The organism is Alterinioella sp. B-7 (genome assembly GCF_056857775.1).
In genome coordinates this window covers 35,387-53,337 of the sequence record NZ_JBSXNT010000018.1, presented here as the reverse complement: position 1 = coordinate 53,337, position 17,951 = coordinate 35,387, and the positions used below count along the sequence as shown (strand labels likewise).

Here is a 17,951-nt window from a genome sequence, read left to right as displayed (position 1 = left end):
GATTGGTTTTCTTGTGTTTTACCGGTCGTCAGGCTGCCAGCCCGTGTAGATGGGATCGTCTCGCGCAATTGGCAGGCGGACCATGCCGCCCTGCCGGGCCGAGCTGTAGATCGCGCTGACCAGTTCGATGGAGGCGCGGCCATCGGCCAGCGTCACCTCGCGCCCCGGCTGACCCGCCAGCGCATCGGCCACCGCCGCCAGATACCCGGCAAAGCCGCCCGGAACCTCGCGCGCAACCTTCGCCAGCACCGCATCGACCTGGCCTTGCGTCACCGGCGCGCGCGCGGTGAAGGTCCAGGCATCTTCCGCCGGGGTATAGGGCGCGCTGCCGCTTTGTGCTGTGAGCCCCTGAAAGCAAATCCTGATCCGGCTGGTGTCATCTCCCGCGCCGAGCGTAACAGAGCTTGTCGCCAATGCACCTGATTCCATGCGCAGCGCGATGGCGGCGCAATCCTCGGTCTCGATCTCGTTCACGGCTGTAGCGGTCTGCGCGAAGACCTCGCGCGCGGGGCCGAGGAAATGGCACAGAAGATCATGCGCGTGGATGGCATGGCCAAGGGCGGCCCCCCCGGCCTCCCCGGCCCAGGTGCCGCGCCAGGCAATCGCGTAGTAATCGGGCTGCCGGTTCCAATGCGTCTCGGCACTGGCGACATAGGGCTTGCCCGCCAGCCCCGCCTCGATCAGCGCATGAAGCTGCGCGGTTGCCAGGCCATAGCGATACTGGAAGATCGGGAAGACCTGCTTGCCCGCCTTCAGCGCCGCGTCCTCCAGCAGGTCCATTTCCGCCAGCGAGCGCGCCAGCGGCTTCTCGCAGATCACATGCTTGCCCGCCTCAAGCGCGCGCACCGCGACCGGCACATGCAGATGCGGCGGCAGGCAGATGTCGACAAGGTCGATCTCAGGATCGGCCAGCACGGCGTCCAGATCGTCGGTCAGGGTGATGTCCGGGTCATCGCCGGTGGCCTGCGCCGCGCGCGTGAGGTCCAGATCGCAGACTTGCCGCACGGCGAAGCGGTCCGGCAGCGCGCGGTAGCCCACCAGGTGCTTGGCCCCGATCCCGGCCCCGATGATGGCGACCTTGATCATCCGTGAGTGTCCTCCGCCATGGCCTGCGCCTGTAGCGCCAGTTCGCAGACCTTGAACGCGTGCTCCTGCGGCATCGCCGTTTCCGTCCGGTCGCGGATGTCCGCGGCGAGGCGCGCGAAATAGGGCAGGCCCGCATCCGATGCGTCGATCTTCTCGCAGCGTGTGCCATTGACGAGGATCAGGTGATCGGTGCCGTCCGCCCCGCCCACATCGACATATTTGCGCAGCTCGATATAGCCCTCGGTCCCGAGGATGGTCAGTCGCCCGTCGCCCCAGGTCGGCAGCGCATCGGGCGTGTACCAATCGACCCGGATATAGCCGTGGCCCTCGGGGGCGCGCAGCGCGATCTCGCCGAAATCCTGCAAACCGGGATCGTCGGGATTGGCAAAATTGCCGACACTGGCCAGGGTCACTTCGGCGTCACGCGCGCCGGTGAACCACAGGAACTGGTCGATCTGGTGGCTGGCGATATCGGTCAGGATGCCGCCATAGGCATCGCGGTCGAAGAACCAGTCGGGCCGCGTCGCGCGGTTGAGGCGGTGCGGGCCGATCCCGAGCGTCTGCACCACGCGGCCGATCGCACCCTCGACAATCAATTCTTCGGCGCGGGTGACGGCGGGCACCTCGAAACGCTCCGAGAAGTCGACCGACCAGATGCGCCCGGTGCGCGCGACACAGGCGCGGATCTGCGCCAACTGGTCCAGCGTCGTGCAGCCGGGCTTGTCGCTCATCACGTCCTTGCCCGCCTCCATCGCGCGAATGGCCCATCCGGCGCGGTCGCGCGGGATGCAGGAGATCAGGATCAGGTCGATCTCCGGGTCGTCAAGCAGCGCCTCGGCGCGCCCCTCGCGCGGCACGTCGGGAAAACGCTTCTGGAACCCCGCCAGCGTTTCGGGGTCGCCATCGGTCCACCAGCCGACGAACTCGGCCCCGGCCTCCATCATGTTGGCGGCCATGCCGAAGATATGGCGGTGGTCGATGCCGATACCGGCAAAGCGGATCGGGCGGGTCATGGGGTCACCTCCTCGGGTGCGCCGGATTTGGAGGATCGGATCATCGCGTCGATCAGCGCCTGCGCGGCCACAGCATCGGCCCCGGTCGCGGCAGGCGCGCGGCCCTCGCGCAGCGCATCGGCGAAATCCTCGATCACCGATTGGTGCCAGGCATGGGTGAAGGCCATCGGATCGGCCCCGCCGCCGGTCCCGGCCTCTTCGCCATGGGTTTCCTCGCGGCCATCGCGCCAGTGGACATGCAACTGACCGGAGGCAAGGCGCAGGCTGGCGGCGTCAAAATGCAGAGTGATCGTTTCGGCCCGGCCCGGATAGCTGGCCGTGCTGGCGACCAGCGAACCGACGGCCCCGTTTGCAAACTCCACCCCGGCGGTGACAAAATCCTCGGCCTCCATGGCGTGAAACCGGGTCGTCGTTGCCATGGCGCGAGTGCGGGCGACGGGACCGGCGAGGCTGAGCGCCAGGTCGATCGTGTGGATCGCCTGACTGATCAGGACGCCGCCGCCGTCGCGCGCATAGGTGCCGCGACCGGGTTCGTCATAATAGCCCTGATCGCGCCACCAGGGCACGGCGATTTCCACCAGCCCGAGCGCGCCGAGGCTGCCGCCCGCGACCAGCTTCGCCGCCTTGCGGGATGCCGCGCGCATCCGGTGCTGGAACACGACGCCAAGCGTCACGCCCGCATCCGCGCAGAGCTTGCAGACGGCCCGCGCCTCCTCCGCCGTCCGGCCAAGCGGCTTTTCCAGCAGGATGTGTTTCCCGGCGGCGGCCAGGGGTGCCACAATGTCGGCGCGCGCGTCAGGCGGCGTGACGATGATGGCGAAATCGACCTCCGGATCGGCGGCGACGGCATCAAGGTCGGCATAGACCGCCCCCCCCGGCGCCAACGCCTCCGCCCGGGCCGGTGTGCGCGACATGATCCCCTTGAGGCGCACCCCACGCGCATCGGCACAGGCCGCGACATGGGTGCGGGCTACCATGCCCGCCCCGATCAAGGCTGCTGTCATCTGCTGCGGTTCGGCCATCGGCCTTCGCGTCTCCCTGTCATCTCGCAAGCGCCAGTGATCCACACCGGTATACCGGTTGTCAACACATTCGTATACCGGTATACCGGCAATTGAGCCGTATTGAGACCAGGAGGGGCCGGCGTGAACCGCAAGACGCCCGCAATCGACGCATCGGCGATGCCGGTGCCACCGCTGGACCTGACCCGCCCCGCCGCCGATCAGATCTTCGCGGCGGTCAAATCCGCGATCATGGACACCTCGCTGCATCCGGGCCGGATGATCTCGGAAAACGAGGTCGGCGCGCTCTTCGGGGCCAGCCGCACGCCGGTGCGCGAGGCGTTCACTCATTTGCGCGAGGAAGGATTGATCCTGACCCGCCCGAGTCGCGGCACCTATGTCTCGCGCATCTCGGAACAGCAGGTGCGCGGCGCGCAGTTCCTGCGCGAGGCGCTGGAGGTCGCGGTTGTCGAGCGGCTCTGCACCCAAGGGTTGCCCGATACGGCAGCGGCAGAGATAACCGAGTGCCTGGCCCGGCAGGAGGCCGCCCTGCACGCCGGGGACAAAGCCGCCTTCCAGGTGCAGGATGACCGGTTCCACACCATCCTTGCCGACGCCACCGGCTATGACCGTGCCGCCACGCTGCTGACCCGCGAAAAGGCGGTGCTGGACCGGCTGCGCGTGCTCAGCCTGAATGACGCGGATCAGATGGCCAAGCTGCTGGCCGAGCATCGCGGTATCTTCGACGCGGTGCACGCGGGCTATACCGGACAGGCGATGGACCGGATGCGCCGTCATCTGCGGCGCATCCTCGACACGCTGTCCACGCTGGTGGATGAGAACCAGGATTATTTCGAAGCCTGAGCCCTTGCAGGAGCGGCCGATGCCGGACCCGATCAGCCCAAGCCTTCCCGGCCCCGCCCGTGCGTTGTACGAGGCCGTGGCGGACCTGCCCATCGTCTCGCCGCATGGGCATTGCGACCCGGCCTGGTGGGCCGAGGATACGGCCTTCCCCAACCCCGCCGCGCTTCTGATCACGCCCGATCACTACGTGTTCCGGATGCTCTATTCGCAGGGCGTTGCGCTGGAGGATCTGGGGATCGGCGCGGACCGCAACCCGGCGGAGGTGTTCCGCATTTTCGCGCGCCATTGGGATGCGTTCCTCGGCACGCCAAGCCGTCTCTGGCTGGAGCATACGCTCTACCGCACGCTCGGGGTGGAGACCGTCTTGACTACCGAGACTGCCGACGAGGTCCACGACCAAATCGCCGCCAGGCTGGCTCTGCCGGAGTTTCGCCCCCGCGCCCTCTTCAACTGGTTCAACATCTCTGCCCTGGCGACCACCGATGCGGCCACCGATCCGCTCTCGGCGCATCAGGCGATCCGCGCCTCCGGCTGGCAGGGGCGCATCGTCCCCACCTTCCGCCCCGACGACCTGTTGAACCCGGCGCGCAAGGGCGCTGGCGCCGCGCTGCGCCAACTTGGCGACGTGACCGGGTTGGATGTCGCCAGCTTTCCCGGCTTTCTCGACGCGATCCGCCAGCGCCGCGCCGCCTTCCGCGCGCTAGGCGCCACGGCCACCGATCACGACGTGCCGGAGCTTGCGACCTGCTGGCTGGACCGCGCCGGGATCACCCGCCTGCATGAGGCCCGGATGGCGGGCACGCTGACGGCGCAGGAGGCCCAAGCCTATCACGGTCACATGCTGGTCGAGATGGCGCGGATGTCGGTCGAGGACGGGCTTGTCATGCAGATCCACGCAGGCAGCCGCCGCAACACCAACGCCGCCCTCCTGGACCGTTTCGGCCCGGATGTGGGCGCGGATATACCCATGCGAACCGATTGGGTGCGCGGGATGGAGGCGCTGCTCAACCAGGTCGGGAATACGCCGGGGCTGCGTGTCATCCTCTTCACGCTGGACGAAAGCGCCTATGCCCGCGAACTGGCCCCGATGGCCGGTCACTGGCCCTGCCTGCGCATCGGCCCGCCCTGGTGGTTCCATGACAGCCTGAACGGCATCCGGCGCTATTTCGACCAGGTGGTCGAGACCGCGGGCTATCGTAACCTGGCGGGCTTCAACGACGATACCCGTGCCTTCCTGTCGATCCCGGCGCGGCATGATCTGTGGCGGCGCGGGGTGTGCCTACATCTGGCCGACCAGATCGGGCGCGGGGTGCTGACGAAGGGAGATGCGGACCGGCTGGCCCCGTTGCTGGCGCATGATCTGGCGGTGGAGACCTACCGCCTTGGAGAGGCGTAGGATGCCGCGCCTGTTGCACCTGGGTCTGGGCAATTTCCACCGCGCGCATCAGGCCTGGTACACGGCGCGCGCCAAGGCATTCGACGGGCCGACGTGGCACATCACCGGCGTCGCGATGCGGAACGCTGCGCTGCGGGATGCGATGGGGACGCAGGGCGGGCGCTACGTGCTTGGCATTCGCGGGCCGGAGGGGCTGCGGGTCGACCAGATCGCGGTGCATGACCGGGTGTTGGTGGCGTCCGAGGACGCGGGCGCGGTGCTGGACGCGATTGCCGATCCCGACATGCGGATCATCACCGTGACCGTGACCGAGAAGGGCTATCACCTGGGCGATGGCGGCCTCGACCTCGACGCGCCGGAGATTGCCGCCGACCTGACCTCTGACGTGCCGCAAACCGCCATCGGCCTGCTGGCGCGCGGGCTGGCGCGGCGGTTCCAGGCCGGGGCAGACCCGGTCACGGTGATCAGCTGCGACAACATCTCGGGCAATGGCGGCAAGCTGGCGGCGGCGGTGACAGCGTTCGCGCGCGCAGCAGGCGACCGGATCGACCTCGCGACGACTTTCCCCGACACCATGGTCGACCGCATCACGCCCGCCACCAGCGCCGAGATTCGCGCCGAGATTGCAGCCGTGACCGGCCAGCCGGACGCCGCGCCGGTCATGACAGAGGCGTTCAGCGAATGGGTGATCGAGGACAGGTTCGCAGGCCCCCGCCCCGACTGGCACCGCGTCGGTGTCGAGATCACCCCCGACGTGGCCCCGTTCGAGAAGCGCAAGCTGCGGATGCTGAACGCGGCGCATTCCTGGCTGGCCTATGCCGGGCAGTTGGCGGGGCACAGATATGTGCATGAGGCCATGGCCGATGGGGAGTTGCGCGCGGGGGTCGAGGCGCTTTGGGACGAGGCCGCGCGGACCCTTCCCGACGGCCTCGCCCCGACCCTGCCCGCCTATCGCGCCGCGCTGATCCAGCGCTTCGAGGTTGCCGAAATGCGGCACGAGCTGGCCCAGATCGGCATGGATGGCAGCCTGAAACTGCGCGAGAGACTGGTGCCGATCCTGACCGGGCTGGAGGGCGACGCACCGCAGACCATCCGCGCGATTGCCGCCTGGGTGGTGTTTCTTAGCCAGACCGTGGCGGAGGGCCGGGACATCGCGGACCCGAAGGCCGAGGCGCTGGTGCAGGCCGTTCGTGACAACCTGGCGGCCCCGGTCCCGGCGCTTGCCCAACATATCGGGCTTGGCGATGCGCCGCAGGGCTGGACCCGCGCCATTGCGCGGGCGGTTGCGGACTACCCGACCAATTCCTGACGCAGGAAGTCCAGCACGGCGCGGCGCATCGCGGCGGTTTCCTGGTGGCCGATATCGGGCTCGATATGAAACCGCAGCTTCTCCACCGCACCCTCCGCCGCGTAGGCCGCGCGCAGCTCACCCTCGGCCTTGCGAAAAGCAGGCTCGGGCGTGGACCAATCCCTGAACCCCGCCGCGATCATCAACGCACGCGGGGCGGTCAGACCGGCGATCTCTCCCGTGCTCGCCTGCCCCACCAGGCCCGGCACGGTCATGTAAAGCCCGTGCCCCTCATGCGCGCCGCTTTCAACGAGCATCCCGAGATCGGCAAAGCTGCACAAAGCCGCCGCCGCCCGGATGCGGACGTCCAGCGCCGCCAACCAGAAGGCATGCGTGCTGCCCATCGAAAACCCGAGCGCGCCGATGCGGGTGGCGTCAACCAGGTGGTGATCCGCAAGAAAACCGACCCCGGCCCCAAGCTCGGCCAGCATCTGCCCGAACAGCGTGCCGCCACGCCACAGATGCGCCTTGGCACGGGCCTGTTCATCAGAGGCCTGACGATTGCCAAAGGAAGGCATGTCGAGGCAGAGCGCGGCACAACCGAGCGCCTTCAGGTCAGGGGCATAGGGGCCGATCAGCGCCGGACGACCTTCGACAAGTTCCTCGCGCCCGGTGGCGTAATTGTTGCCATGCGCATGGGCATAGATCACGGCGGGCACCGGGGGGTGCCCCTCTGGCGGGCGCAGAAAGAGGGCGGGAATATCCTCGCCAGCGCGGTGAAAGCACAGGTCTTCCAGCACCCAACCGTCGAAATCTCGCACGCGCCCTTGCGTGACCAACGCAAAGCTGTCGCCGGGATAGCCCCCCAGAAGCGCCCCCAGCCGGTCCCGGAGGGTCATTGCTCAGCCCGCCGCCGCGAAATTGCCGAAGCGGCCCCCGAAAAAGAGCAGCGGCTCGCCCTGGCGCACTGACGCGCGCAGCACCCGCGCCACGATGATCGCGTGATCGCCGCCGTCATATTCGGCGTAGCGCTCGCATTCGAACCGCGCGAGGCAGCCATCCAGCAACGGCAGGTCTTTCGCGCCCGCGCTCCAATTGGCATGGTCGAAGCCATGCGCCGAGGCGGCGAAGGCGCGCGCGACCGGCATCTGTTCCTCGGCCAGCACATGGATCGCCATATGCTCGGCGCGGGTGAAATGCGGAAAGCGGCTGGAGGATTTGGCCGCCGACCACAGCACCAGCGGCGGGTCAAGCGAGACCGAGGAGAAGCTGTTGGCGGTGATCCCGACCGGCCCCGCCTCGGATTGCGCGGTGACCACGGTGACGCCGGTTCCGAACCGCGACAGCGCGCCGCGCAGCTCGCGCCCCATATCGGGGCCGGGGCTGAAATGCTCCATCTGACATTGCAGGGTCATGGCACTTCGGCCCCCATGGCGGCGGTCAGGATCTCGAACCATGTTTCGCGGTCCATCTCGACCTTCAACGCATCGGAAATCGCGGCGATCCGGCTCAGGTTGTTGGTGCCCATGACCGGGGCCAGTTTCGCGGGATGGGCCAGCAGCCAGGCCACGGCCACGGCGGTGGCATCGACGCCCTGATCCTTGCCTACCCGCGTCAGGGCAGCGCGCACATCCGCGCCTTCATCCCCGAAAAGCGCCCCGCCGCCAAGCGGCGACCACGCCATCGGACGTATGCCGCGTTCCTGCATCCAGGCGATGTCGCCGTCAACGAAGGGCGCATAGTGCAGAACGCTGACCTCGACCTGGTTGGTGCAGAGCGGCGTCGACATCGCCGATTGCAAGAGGGTCCAGTCGTTGAGCTTGAAATTCGACACACCCACGGCCTGCACCTTGCCCGAGGCGACAAGATCATCCAGCGCGCGGCCCGTTTCCTCGTGATCCATGAACGGATCGGGCCGGTGGATCAGCAGAAGATCGACCCGATCCGTCGCCATGTTGGCGAGCGACGCCTCCAGTGACGCGGTGATATGCGCGGCGGAGGTGTCATAATATTTCACGCGCTTATCCGCGTATTTGCCGATCGGCGCGACGATATCGCATTTGGTCACGATCTCGATCTTGTCGCGCAGACCGGGCGCGGCTTTCAGCGCCGCGCCAAGCACCGCCTCGGCGCCATAGTCGCCGTAGATGTCGGCCTGGTCCATCGTGGTGATGCCCTGATCCAGGCAGGCCTCGATCTTGGCCTGGACATGGAGCGCGCTGGTGTCGTCTTCATCGGCCACGCGCCACATGCCATAGACGAGGCGCGAAATCTCAAGCTGGCCGGAGAGGGACAGTCGGTCGGTCATTTACGCTCTCCCGTGCCGAGAGGTGTCTTGGGCGCGGACGCCGGAACGCGGCCATATTCATGCGGCAGCGAGCAGGTCTTGAGATGCGGCATGACCAACTCGCCGAAATGGCGGCATTCATCCATGTGCGGATAGCCCGAGAAGATGAAGGCCCGGATGCCCATCTTCTTGTATTCTTCAATCTCGGACAGCACCTGATCGGCGGAGCCCACAAGCGCCGCACCACAGCCCGAGCGCGCGCGCCCGATCCCGGTCCACAGATGCGGTTCGACATAGCCGAACTTGTCCGCAAGCTCGCGCGCCTTGGCCTGGTGCGACACGCCGAGCGAGATGGAATCATGCGCCCGGTCGCGGATCAGCTTGCCGTAGTCGTCATCCAGCTTCGAGGTCAGGTATTCGGCATATTCGCGCGCCTCGACCTCGGTGTCGCGTACGATCATGTGGACGCGCAAGCCGTAATCCAGCGTGCGGTCGTAGCGCTCGGCCACCGCGTTGACGGCCTTCATCCGCTCGGCGAGCTGCTCCTTCGGCTCGGGCCACATCAGGTAAACGTCACAGTGCTGGCCACAGAGGTCCAGCGCGGGCGGCGAGTAGCCCCCGAAATAGAGCAGCGGCCCGCCGGTCTGGTAGGGTTTCGCGGGGTCCGTCGTCAGCCCCTCGAAATTGTAGACCTCACCCTGGTAATTGATCTCGTCCTGCGTCCAGGCCTGTTTCAGGATCTCCACCACCTCGCGTGAGCGCTGGTAGCGGAGGCTGCTTTCGGCCACTTCACCGGGGAAGTCGGAGGAGATGATATTGACCGTCAGCCGCCCCTCAAGCATGTGATCCAGCGTCGCGATGGTGCGCGCCAGCATGATCGGCTGCATCTCGCCGCAGCGCACGGCGGCCAGCATGTTGATCTTGTCGGTGATCGGCGCGCAACCGGCGACGAAGGACAGCGTGTCCTGCCCCACCTGGTAGGAGGACGGGCAGAGGATGTTGCGGAAGCCTTGCCGCTCGGCCTCCTGCACGATGCCCGAACAATGCGCCCAACTGGAACGCAGATCGCCATCCGGCACACCCAGGAACTGGTAGTCGTCAGAGCAGAGCGCGGCGAACCACGAGACCTCGGCGGCGTCCAGATCGGGCGATGTGATGGGAACGATGGTCATGCAAGCCTCCCCGCTGTCATGTTCGTTATTTTTCCCTTGCGTAACATTGCGAACCTTGTAGATCAATACTGTATCAATAGGACGACTGCCTTTCCCGATGCCCGCACAACAGCCCTCAGGCGCCCTGCCCCTCTACCTGCAGATCAGCGAGATGCTGATCCGCGATATCGCGTCTGGCCGGTTGCCCCGGGGCACCCGCCTGCCGCCCGAGCGCGAGATGGCGAAGTCGCTCGACACATCGGTGGGGACATTGCGCAAGTCCTTGGCGGAGCTTGAGGAAAAGGGCCTGCTGGAACGGCGGCAGGGGTCGGGAAATTACGTCAGGGGATCCTCCGCGCCGGAAGGGATCTACGCGCTCTACCGGCTGGAACTGCTGGAGGGCGGCGGGCTGCCAACGGCGCGCATCCTGGATGTGCAACGGCTGCCCAAGCCCGCCGACCTGCCCGAATTCGGTGCATCAATCGAGGGCCACCGGATTCGCCGGTTGCGGTTCCTGGGCGGCAAACCCGCCTCGGTCGAGGAGATTTGGCTGGATGGCAGCTATGCCGACCGGCTGGATGCCGACCACCTTTCGCACTCGCTCTATCTCTATTACCGCAAGGCGCTCGGCCTCTGGATCACGGGGTTCCGCGACAGTGTCGGTGTCGATGCCGCGCCCGAGTGGAGCCCGCCCGAATTCGCCCCCGCCCCCGGCACCCTCTGCGGCTGCGTCACCCGGCACAGCCACGCCCGCGATGGCGGCGTTGCCGAGGTCTCCCGCAACTGGTTTGACAGCGACGTGGCACGCTATGTCGCCCGAATGAGGTAGAAGACATGAAGACCGACCTGCGCTATGGCATCATCGGCTGCGGCATGATGGGGCAGGAACATATCCGCAATATCGGCCTGGTGGACGGGGCCGAGGTGGTGGCCATTTGCGAGCCCGATCCGGGGATGCAGGCCGCCGCGCGCGCCTTGGTGCCGGGATTGCAGGTGGTCGAGACCATTGCCGATTTGCTGGCGGTCGAGGCGGTGAATACGCTGCTGATCGCCTCGCCCAACTACCTGCATGTCGACCAGTTGGACCAGATCGCGCGCACCCGCCCGCTGCCCATTCTTATAGAAAAACCCCTCTACACCGCACCGGACGATGCCGACCGGATTGCGGCCTTCGCCGCGGCCTACCCGGCCCTGACCTGGGTGGCGATGGAATACCGCTACATGCCACCCATTGCCGCCTTCCTGGAACAGGCGGAGGCGGCCACCGGCGGAATCCGCATGCTGACCATCCGCGAGCATCGGTTTCCCTTCCTGCAAAAGGTCGGTGACTGGAACCGGTTCAACGCCAAATCCGGCGGCACCCTGGTCGAGAAATGCTGCCATTTCTTCGACCTCATGCGGCTGGCTCTGCGATCGGAGCCGGTGCGGATCATGGCGTCGGCCGGGCAATCGGTGAACCATCTGGACGAGCGCTATGGCGGTGCTGCGCCCGATATCTGGGACAATGGCTATGTCATCGTCGATTTCGCCAGCGGCGCACGGGCGATGCTGGAACTGTGCATGTTCGCCGAGGGCAGCCGCTACCAGGAGGAGGTCTGCGCCACCGGCCCGAGCGGCAAGATCGAGGCGCTGGTGCCGGGACCGGGCCGGTTCTGGCCCGCGCATCTGGGCGCGGCCCCGGTCCCGCGCCTGATCGTCAGCCCGCGTGACCCGAAAGGCCCGGTCGAGATGGATATTCCGGTCGATCCCACGTTGCTGGAGGCGGGCGATCACAACGGCTCCACCTTCTACCAGCACCGGCTGTTCGCGCAGGCCATCCGGCAAGGAGGCGCACCCGCCGTGTCGCTGAACGATGGCGCGATGGCGGTGCGGATGGGGCTGGCGGCGCAGCAATCGGGCCTCACGGGTCAGGCGGTGACGCTTTAAGCGCTTGTTCAGAGGTCGCTGTTAGCGTCCGGGCCAATCACGGGTTTCCGAGGCTCCGCAATGGACGGTTCAAAAGCGCTGCGTCCGATCATCATCAAGAAGAAGAAGGTCATCGCGGGCGGCGGCCATCATGGTGGCGCCTGGAAGGTCGCCTATGCCGATTTCGTCACCGCGATGATGGCGTTCTTCATGCTGATGTGGCTTCTGAACGCAACCACGGAGCAACAGCGCAAGGGCCTGGCCGACTACTTCACCCCGACCGTGCCGGTGGCGCGCATCTCGGGCGGCGGCGTCGGCTCCTTTGGGGGCGACAGCCCGTTTTCCGAGGAAGACCTGGCGCAAAGCGGCACCGGCGCGACATCGGAAAACCCGACCGAGGGACGCCAGGCAATGGGGGCGCTCGGCACCGGCAACAGCGCGGCGCTGGAACAGGCGGTGCTGGAGGAGATCGAGGACAGCCTGCAAGGCATGGGCGATTCGCGGATCAGCGACCAGGCGTTGGAGCATGTGCAGACCCGCCTGACCGATCAGGGCCTGGTGATCGAGATTTTCGCCCGCCCCGGCGCGCCGCTCTTCACCGATGAAGACACGTTGCAGCCTTGGTTGGTGGCCTTCAGTCGGGTCATGGCGGAACTGTTCGGCACCGTCACCAACAGCGTCGCCATCGGCGCCTATGTCCGCTCCGAGCCCATCGTCATCGCACGCGAGACGATCTGGGACCGCTCCACCGCGCAGGCCCATATCCTGCGCCAGCAATTGCAGGAGGCCGGGCTAGACGCGCAGCGCTTTCGCCGCGTCACCGGCCATGCCGACCGCAGCCCCGCCACCTCGGATCCGATGGCTGTGCGCAATGACCGGCTGGAAATTGTTCTATTGAGAACAGGGCAGTAGCCGAAAATCTCGGGACAATTTTACCTGTTAGGCCGACATTAAGGCCACCCGTGCTTGTGTAGCATCCGACACGACGAGATGCAGCAGAAAGGCGCATTCATGACCATTTCCTCCTCGCTCAACGCGGGCGTTGCCGGCCTAAACGTGAACGCCAGCCGCCTTGCCTCGATTTCAGACAACATCGCCAATTCCGGCACCTACGGCTACAAGCGCGCGGTGACCGATTTCCAGTCAATGGTGATCAGCCAGGGCCATGGCAGCTATTCCGCCGGGGGCGTGCGGGTCATCACCGACCGCATGGTCGACCAGCGCGGCACGCTGATCACGACGAACAACCCCACCGACCTCGCCATCGGCGGGCGCGGCATGTTGCCGGTGACGACGGAAACCTCGATCAACGGCAGCGCCAGCGGCACGGTCATGCTGGCCACGACCGGCTCCTTCCGGCCCAATTCGGAAGGCTACCTGACGACCGAAACCGGGCTTGTCCTGATGGGCTGGCCCGCCAATGCGGACGGCACCATCCCGACCTTCCCGCGCGACACAACCGAGGCGCTGGAACCCGTGCGCGCCAATACCGGGCAATTCGCGGGCGACCGCACGACGCAGATGGACCTGACGGTCAACCTGCCCGCCACCGCCACCGCCGCGGGGCAACCCGGCGACCCGGTCGTCATGTCCACGGAATATTTCGACAATCTCGGCACCAGTCAGGTGCTGGAGATTACCTATACACCCACGGTGCCCGCCACCGGATCGTCCAATGAATGGACCATGACGATGCGCGATTCCGCCTCCGGCAATGCCGTGGTCGGCGAATACACCGTCACCTTCGACGATTCGCCGGGCAATGGCGGCAACCTCCTGTCGGTCGCGACCGTCAGCGGCGGGGCCTATAACGCGACCACAGGCTCGATTGCCCTGACCGTCGATGGCGGCCCGCTGGAGGTGGAGATCGGTGCGATCGGCGATCCCTCGGGCCTGACGCAGCTGTCCGACACGTTCTCCTTCGCGCCGGTGGTCAAGGATGGCTCTCCGGTCGGCAACCTCACCTCGGTCGAAGTCGATCCCGAGGGTATGGTCCATGCCATCTATGACAGCGGTTTCACCCGCGTCATCTACCAGGTGCCGGTGATCGACGTACCCAACCCCAACGGCCTCATCGCCATGAATAACCAAGCCTACCAGATCTCGCCCGATAGCGGATCGTTCTTCATGTGGGATGCCGGCGACGGGCCGACAGGCGACGTGATCGGCTTCGCGCGTGAGGAATCGACCACCGATGTCGCGGGCGAGCTGACACAGCTGATCCAGACGCAGCGGGCCTATTCCTCCAACGCCAAGATCATCCAGACGGTGGATGAGATGTTGCAGGAAACCACGAATATCAAGCGCTGAACCAGGCTATGCGCGGGGCTGACCCATGAGCATTTCCAACGCCCTGGGATCGGCGCTCTCCGGTCTGTCGGCCAGCGCCCGCGCGGCCTCGGTGGTGTCGTCCAACGTCGCCAACGCCAATACCGACGGCTACGGCGTGCGGCGCCTGGCGGTCACCTCGATGACCTATGGCACCTATGGCGGCGTCCGCGTTGTCGGCATCACCCGCGACAGCGACCCGGTCCTGACCGGACAGCGCCGCGATGCAGGTGCCGCGCAGGGCCATGCCGACACCCGTGCCGGATACCTCGCGCGGATCGAGACGCTGATCGGCACGCCCGACACCCCCGGCAGCCTCTCGGGCCATTTCGACGATTTCGAGGCGCGGCTGGTCTCCGCCGCAAGCCGTCCCGACAGCCAGTCGCGGCTGGAGGGCGTGCTGCAAAGCGCGCAGCGCCTGGCCGGACGGCTGAACGGCCTGTCGGACGGGATCCAGTCTATTCGGCTAGAGGCCGACCGCCAGATCGGCACCCAAGTCGAGACGCTGAACCGGTCGCTGGCGGCCATTCACGACCTCAACATTTCGATCCGCTCCGCCGTGTCGCGGGGCGAGGACGCGCTCGGGCTGCAGGATCAGCAGCAGGCGCTGATCGACACGATCTCGGATCTCGTGCCCATCCGCGAGCGGCGCAACGACGCCGGTATGGTGACACTCTATACCGGCGATGGCGTGTCGCTGCTGGATGGCCGCCCGGCGCAGTTCGGGTTCACCCCGGCCGCCGCGATCACGCCCGACATGACCTATGCCGATGGCGATCTTTCCGGCCTCACTGTCAATGGCCGCCCGGTCACTTTGGATGGCAGCTACGGCGCGCTTCAGGGCGGGCGGCTGGCGGCGCTCTTCGAGGTGCGCGACAGCATCACGACCAAGGCGCAGGCGCAGCTTGACGGGGTTGCGATGGACCTGGCCGCGCGCATGGATGACCCCGGTCTCGACCCGACGCTCGGGCCCACCGATCCCGGCCTCTTCACCGATGCGGGCGCCCGCGCCTCGGCCCTGAACGAGACCAGCCTGGCCGCGCGCCTGCGCGTCAACGCCGCCACCGACCCGGCCCAGGGCGGCGCGGTCTGGCGGTTGCGCGACGGCATCGGCGCGGGGGCCGAGGGCGACGCCGGCAACCCCGCTCTCTTGCAGGGGCGCCTGCAGATCCTTCAGGCCGACCGTCCCACCGCCTCTGCCGTCTTTTCCGGCACCAGCCGCTCCATGAGCGAGCTTTCCGCGGATTTCCTGTCGCTCACCGCCACCGACCGCCATTTCGCCGAGGCCGATCTGAGCCATGCCAGCGGTCAGTATGCCACCCTGCGCGAGGCCGAACTGCGCGGCGGCGTCGACACCGACGGCGAGATGCAGCGCCTCCTGGAGATCGAGACATCCTATGCCGCGAACGCGCGCGTGGTCAGCACGGTCGAGGAGATGCTCGACCAATTGATGAGGATCTGAGCCATGCCGATCACCTCTGTCGCCGACCAGGCCCGCAGCTATCACCTGCGCCAGCAGCACGCGCAGGTGAAATCCGACCTCACCCGCCTCACGCAGGAGCTTGCCAGCGGCCAGACTTCAGACATGACCCGGACACTTGGCGGCGATTATTCGGCGCTGGCCGGGATCGAGCGCAGCCTGCGCCTGACCGAGGCCTACAGATCCGCCGGGGCCGAGGCCGCGCTGGTCACGTCATCGGCGCAATCGGCGCTCGCCACCGTGCAGGCCGAGCTTGATCAGATCGGCCCGTCCCTTCTGGCCGCCACCGGCGTCGGCGTCAGCCACGAGATGGAGATCGTCGCCCATAGCGCGGGCGACCGGCTGAACACCGCCATCGCCATGCTCAACCAGGAGGTCGCGGGCCGGGCCCTGTTTTCGGGCACCGCCACCGACACGGCCCCCCTGATCACCGGCGACGCGCTGCTCACCCAACTTGCTCCGCTCGCCGCCGGGGCCACGGATGCCGCCGACCTGATCGCCACGCTGGACAGCTGGTTCATGGATCCCGGCGGCGGCTTTGAGACGCTGGCCTATCAGGGCGGCACCGGTTCGGCGGCGGGGTTTTCCATCGCCGAAGGCGAGACCGTGTCGAACCCGCTCACCGCGCTGGACCCGCCCCTGCGCACGGCGTTGATGGGGATGGCGCTGGCCACGCTGGTCTCGGACGGCCAGGGGCCGCCCGGCGATGCGAACACGCGCGAGATGCTGGAATATGCCGCCCTGCAGATGATCGAGGGCAATGAGGGCATCACCGACATGCGCGCCGACCTGGGCGATGTCGAGGCGCGGATCGAAGCCGCACAGGTTCGCGGCGACACCGCCCGCGGCCTGCTGGAGCTTGAACGCAACGCGCTGACATCCATCGACCCCTACAGCGTCGCCACCCAGTTGCAGGAGGCCGAGACGCGGCTTGAAAGCCTCTACCTTCTGACCACCCGGCTGACCCGCCTCAGCCTGACGGAGTTCATGCGATGACCCGATTGATCCTGGCCCTGATCCTGACCTGCCTGGCCTGGGCCGCCGCCGCCACCCCGATCCGGATCAAGGATCTGGTCGAGTTCGACGGCGTGCGTGGCAACGACCTCATCGGCTACGGCCTTGTCGTCGGGCTGAACGGCACCGGCGACGGCCTCCGCAATTCTCCCTTCACCGAGGAGATCATGACCAACATCCTCGAACGGCTCGGCGTCAACGTCTCGGGCGAACAGTTTCGGCCGCAGAATGTCGCTGCCGTGATCGTGACCGCCACCCTGCCCGCCTTCGCCCGCGCCGGCAGCCAGATCGACATCACGGTCTCGGCCATCGGCGACAGCGAAAGCCTGATGGGCGGCACATTGGTGATGACGCCGCTGACCGCCGCCGACGGTGAGATTTACGCCGTCGCGCAGGGCAGCATCATCGCGGGCGGCGCCTCGGTCGAGGGCGAGGCCGCCAGCGTCGTCGAAGGCGTGCCGACCGCCGGGATCGTGCCGTCAGGGGCAAGGATCGAGCGCGAGGTGGAGTTCGAGCTGGCCAGCCTGGACACGATGCGCCTGGCGCTGCGCACCCCCGATTTCACCACCGCCGCCCGGATCGAGGCCGCGATCAACGCCTTCTACAACCGCCGCGTCGCCCTGATGCTGGACGCGGGCACCGTGGCGCTGGACCTCAGCGCCACCAATGATCTTTCGGCGGCACATTCCGTGTTCCGGATCGAGAATATCCTGGTCGAGCCCGAAAGCCGCGCCCGCGTTGTGGTCGACCAGCGCTCGGGCACCATCGTGATGGGCGAGAATGTGCGTATATCCCGTGTCGCCGTCGCACAGGGCAACCTGACGCTGAGGATCGAGGAGGCCCCGATCGCGGTCCAGCCCAACCCGTTTTCCGAAGGCGAGACCGTCATCGTGCCGCGCACCCAGGTAGGGATCGACGAGGAGGCGGGGACGGGCCTCGCCGAGGTTCCGGGCGGCACGTCGCTGTCCGAGGTGATCGCGGGGCTGAACGCGCTCGGCGTTTCGCCCGGCGACATGATCGACATCCTGAACGCGATCAACGCCTCGGGCGCGCTGCATGCCGAGTTGATCGTGCGGTAACGGGGCCTGTATCCGGCACGAAGAAAGCCCCGGCCAATCGGTCCGGGGCTCTTTGTCGT

The 17,951-nt window shown here is 67.0% G+C and carries 17 protein-coding genes; 10 read left to right on the top strand and 7 right to left on the bottom strand.

Annotation, left to right across the window (positions count from 1 at the left end):
* Positions 1–18: 18 nt before the first annotated feature.
* From AC13C7_RS02190 to AC13C7_RS02180, 3 genes are read right to left on the bottom strand one after another with little or no spacing between them, the layout of a single operon-like run.
* The gene (locus AC13C7_RS02190) at positions 19–1,086 is read right to left on the bottom strand and encodes a Gfo/Idh/MocA family protein (RefSeq protein ID WP_482866471.1); all 1,068 of its coding nucleotides are present in this window, start codon (positions 1,084–1,086) and stop codon (positions 19–21) included.
* Complete coding sequence (locus tag AC13C7_RS02185; RefSeq protein ID WP_172320325.1) at positions 1,083–2,099, bottom strand: Gfo/Idh/MocA family protein; 1,017 nt, start codon at positions 2,097–2,099, stop codon at positions 1,083–1,085. Before AC13C7_RS02185 ends, AC13C7_RS02190 begins: the two co-directional genes overlap by 4 nt.
* The gene (locus AC13C7_RS02180; protein ID WP_172320326.1) at positions 2,096–3,103 is read right to left on the bottom strand and encodes a Gfo/Idh/MocA family protein; all 1,008 of its coding nucleotides are present in this window, start codon (positions 3,101–3,103) and stop codon (positions 2,096–2,098) included. The genes AC13C7_RS02185 and AC13C7_RS02180 overlap by 4 nt, the downstream gene beginning before the upstream one ends.
* Before the next feature lie 141 nt (positions 3,104–3,244).
* On the opposite strand from AC13C7_RS02180, the gene AC13C7_RS02175 reads away from it, so the two are divergent.
* The 3 genes from AC13C7_RS02175 to AC13C7_RS02165 are packed head-to-tail and all read left to right on the top strand — an operon-like array spanning position 3,245 to position 6,669.
* Positions 3,245–3,964 carry a GntR family transcriptional regulator gene (locus AC13C7_RS02175; protein ID WP_214647473.1) on the top strand — a complete coding sequence of 240 codons (720 nt, stop codon included), beginning with the start codon at positions 3,245–3,247 and terminating at the stop codon, positions 3,962–3,964.
* Between the two features lie 19 nt (positions 3,965–3,983).
* Positions 3,984–5,360: a glucuronate isomerase gene (gene uxaC / locus AC13C7_RS02170; RefSeq protein ID WP_482866470.1), complete on the top strand. Its 1,377-nt coding sequence runs from the start codon at positions 3,984–3,986 to the stop codon at positions 5,358–5,360.
* Between the two features lies 1 nt (position 5,361).
* A complete protein-coding gene (locus AC13C7_RS02165; RefSeq protein WP_482866469.1) occupies positions 5,362–6,669 on the top strand; it encodes a mannitol dehydrogenase family protein in 1,308 nt (435 codons plus the stop codon).
* Here AC13C7_RS02165 and AC13C7_RS02160 read toward each other — a convergent pair.
* Genes AC13C7_RS02160 through AC13C7_RS02145 form a run of 4 tightly spaced genes read right to left on the bottom strand, consistent with a single transcriptional unit; the run spans position 6,651 to position 10,107 of the window.
* On the bottom strand, positions 6,651–7,547 hold the full coding sequence (locus AC13C7_RS02160; RefSeq protein ID WP_482866468.1) for an alpha/beta hydrolase family protein: 897 nt from the start codon (positions 7,545–7,547) through the stop codon (positions 6,651–6,653). The genes AC13C7_RS02165 and AC13C7_RS02160 overlap by 19 nt on opposite strands.
* Before the next feature lie 3 nt (positions 7,548–7,550).
* The gene (locus AC13C7_RS02155) at positions 7,551–8,063 is read right to left on the bottom strand and encodes a flavin reductase family protein (protein ID WP_172320330.1); all 513 of its coding nucleotides are present in this window, start codon (positions 8,061–8,063) and stop codon (positions 7,551–7,553) included.
* Positions 8,060–8,956: an aldo/keto reductase gene (locus AC13C7_RS02150; protein WP_172320331.1), complete on the bottom strand. Its 897-nt coding sequence runs from the start codon at positions 8,954–8,956 to the stop codon at positions 8,060–8,062. The genes AC13C7_RS02155 and AC13C7_RS02150 overlap by 4 nt, the downstream gene beginning before the upstream one ends.
* Complete coding sequence (locus tag AC13C7_RS02145; protein WP_482866467.1) at positions 8,953–10,107, bottom strand: LLM class flavin-dependent oxidoreductase; 1,155 nt, start codon at positions 10,105–10,107, stop codon at positions 8,953–8,955. The genes AC13C7_RS02150 and AC13C7_RS02145 overlap by 4 nt, the downstream gene beginning before the upstream one ends.
* 97 nt (positions 10,108–10,204) lie before the next feature.
* On the opposite strand from AC13C7_RS02145, the gene AC13C7_RS02140 reads away from it, so the two are divergent.
* The 7 genes from AC13C7_RS02140 to AC13C7_RS02110 all read left to right on the top strand — a co-directional run bounded on the left by AC13C7_RS02140 (position 10,205) and on the right by AC13C7_RS02110 (position 17,892).
* The gene (locus AC13C7_RS02140) at positions 10,205–10,915 is read left to right on the top strand and encodes a GntR family transcriptional regulator (protein ID WP_482866466.1); all 711 of its coding nucleotides are present in this window, start codon (positions 10,205–10,207) and stop codon (positions 10,913–10,915) included.
* A gap of 5 nt (positions 10,916–10,920) precedes the next feature.
* Entirely contained in the window at positions 10,921–12,012 is a 1,092-nt protein-coding gene (locus AC13C7_RS02135) for a Gfo/Idh/MocA family protein (RefSeq protein ID WP_482866465.1), read from the top strand.
* 60 nt (positions 12,013–12,072) lie between these two features.
* Positions 12,073–12,903 (top strand): flagellar motor protein MotB, encoded by an 831-nt coding sequence (locus AC13C7_RS02130; protein ID WP_482866464.1) that lies wholly within the window; start codon positions 12,073–12,075, stop codon positions 12,901–12,903.
* 99 nt (positions 12,904–13,002) lie between these two features.
* Positions 13,003–14,301: a flagellar hook protein FlgE gene (locus tag AC13C7_RS02125; RefSeq protein ID WP_172320336.1), complete on the top strand. Its 1,299-nt coding sequence runs from the start codon at positions 13,003–13,005 to the stop codon at positions 14,299–14,301.
* Positions 14,302–14,326: 25 nt separating this feature from the next.
* Entirely contained in the window at positions 14,327–15,781 is a 1,455-nt protein-coding gene (gene flgK, locus AC13C7_RS02120) for a flagellar hook-associated protein FlgK (RefSeq protein ID WP_482866463.1), read from the top strand.
* 3 nt (positions 15,782–15,784) lie between these two features.
* Positions 15,785–16,795 (top strand): hypothetical protein, encoded by a 1,011-nt coding sequence (locus tag AC13C7_RS02115; protein ID WP_482866462.1) that lies wholly within the window; start codon positions 15,785–15,787, stop codon positions 16,793–16,795.
* Positions 16,792–17,892 carry a flagellar basal body P-ring protein FlgI gene (locus AC13C7_RS02110; RefSeq protein WP_172320339.1) on the top strand — a complete coding sequence of 367 codons (1,101 nt, stop codon included), beginning with the start codon at positions 16,792–16,794 and terminating at the stop codon, positions 17,890–17,892. The genes AC13C7_RS02115 and AC13C7_RS02110 overlap by 4 nt, the downstream gene beginning before the upstream one ends.
* The last annotated feature ends 59 nt before the right edge of the window (positions 17,893–17,951 follow it).

What these genes read in the sequence shown, in the direction of transcription:
- AC13C7_RS02185 (WP_172320325.1), bottom strand. Translation starts at nt 2,099, where the DNA reads ATGACCCGCCCGATCCGCTTTGCCGGTATCGGCATCGACCACCGCCAT.
- AC13C7_RS02135 (WP_482866465.1), top strand. Translation starts at nt 10,921, where the DNA reads ATGAAGACCGACCTGCGCTATGGCATCATCGGCTGCGGCATGATGGGG.
- AC13C7_RS02140 (WP_482866466.1), top strand. Translation starts at nt 10,205, where the DNA reads ATGCCCGCACAACAGCCCTCAGGCGCCCTGCCCCTCTACCTGCAGATC.
- flgK (WP_482866463.1), top strand. Translation starts at nt 14,327, where the DNA reads ATGAGCATTTCCAACGCCCTGGGATCGGCGCTCTCCGGTCTGTCGGCC.
- AC13C7_RS02180 (WP_172320326.1), bottom strand. Translation starts at nt 3,103, where the DNA reads ATGACAGCAGCCTTGATCGGGGCGGGCATGGTAGCCCGCACCCATGTC.
- uxaC (WP_482866470.1), top strand. Translation starts at nt 3,984, where the DNA reads ATGCCGGACCCGATCAGCCCAAGCCTTCCCGGCCCCGCCCGTGCGTTG.
- AC13C7_RS02165 (WP_482866469.1), top strand. Translation starts at nt 5,362, where the DNA reads ATGCCGCGCCTGTTGCACCTGGGTCTGGGCAATTTCCACCGCGCGCAT.
- AC13C7_RS02125 (WP_172320336.1), top strand. Translation starts at nt 13,003, where the DNA reads ATGACCATTTCCTCCTCGCTCAACGCGGGCGTTGCCGGCCTAAACGTG.
- AC13C7_RS02190 (WP_482866471.1), bottom strand. Translation starts at nt 1,086, where the DNA reads ATGATCAAGGTCGCCATCATCGGGGCCGGGATCGGGGCCAAGCACCTG.
- AC13C7_RS02115 (WP_482866462.1), top strand. Translation starts at nt 15,785, where the DNA reads ATGCCGATCACCTCTGTCGCCGACCAGGCCCGCAGCTATCACCTGCGC.
- AC13C7_RS02130 (WP_482866464.1), top strand. Translation starts at nt 12,073, where the DNA reads ATGGACGGTTCAAAAGCGCTGCGTCCGATCATCATCAAGAAGAAGAAG.
- AC13C7_RS02150 (WP_172320331.1), bottom strand. Translation starts at nt 8,956, where the DNA reads ATGACCGACCGACTGTCCCTCTCCGGCCAGCTTGAGATTTCGCGCCTC.
- AC13C7_RS02160 (WP_482866468.1), bottom strand. Translation starts at nt 7,547, where the DNA reads ATGACCCTCCGGGACCGGCTGGGGGCGCTTCTGGGGGGCTATCCCGGC.
- AC13C7_RS02110 (WP_172320339.1), top strand. Translation starts at nt 16,792, where the DNA reads ATGACCCGATTGATCCTGGCCCTGATCCTGACCTGCCTGGCCTGGGCC.
- AC13C7_RS02145 (WP_482866467.1), bottom strand. Translation starts at nt 10,107, where the DNA reads ATGACCATCGTTCCCATCACATCGCCCGATCTGGACGCCGCCGAGGTC.
- AC13C7_RS02155 (WP_172320330.1), bottom strand. Translation starts at nt 8,063, where the DNA reads ATGACCCTGCAATGTCAGATGGAGCATTTCAGCCCCGGCCCCGATATG.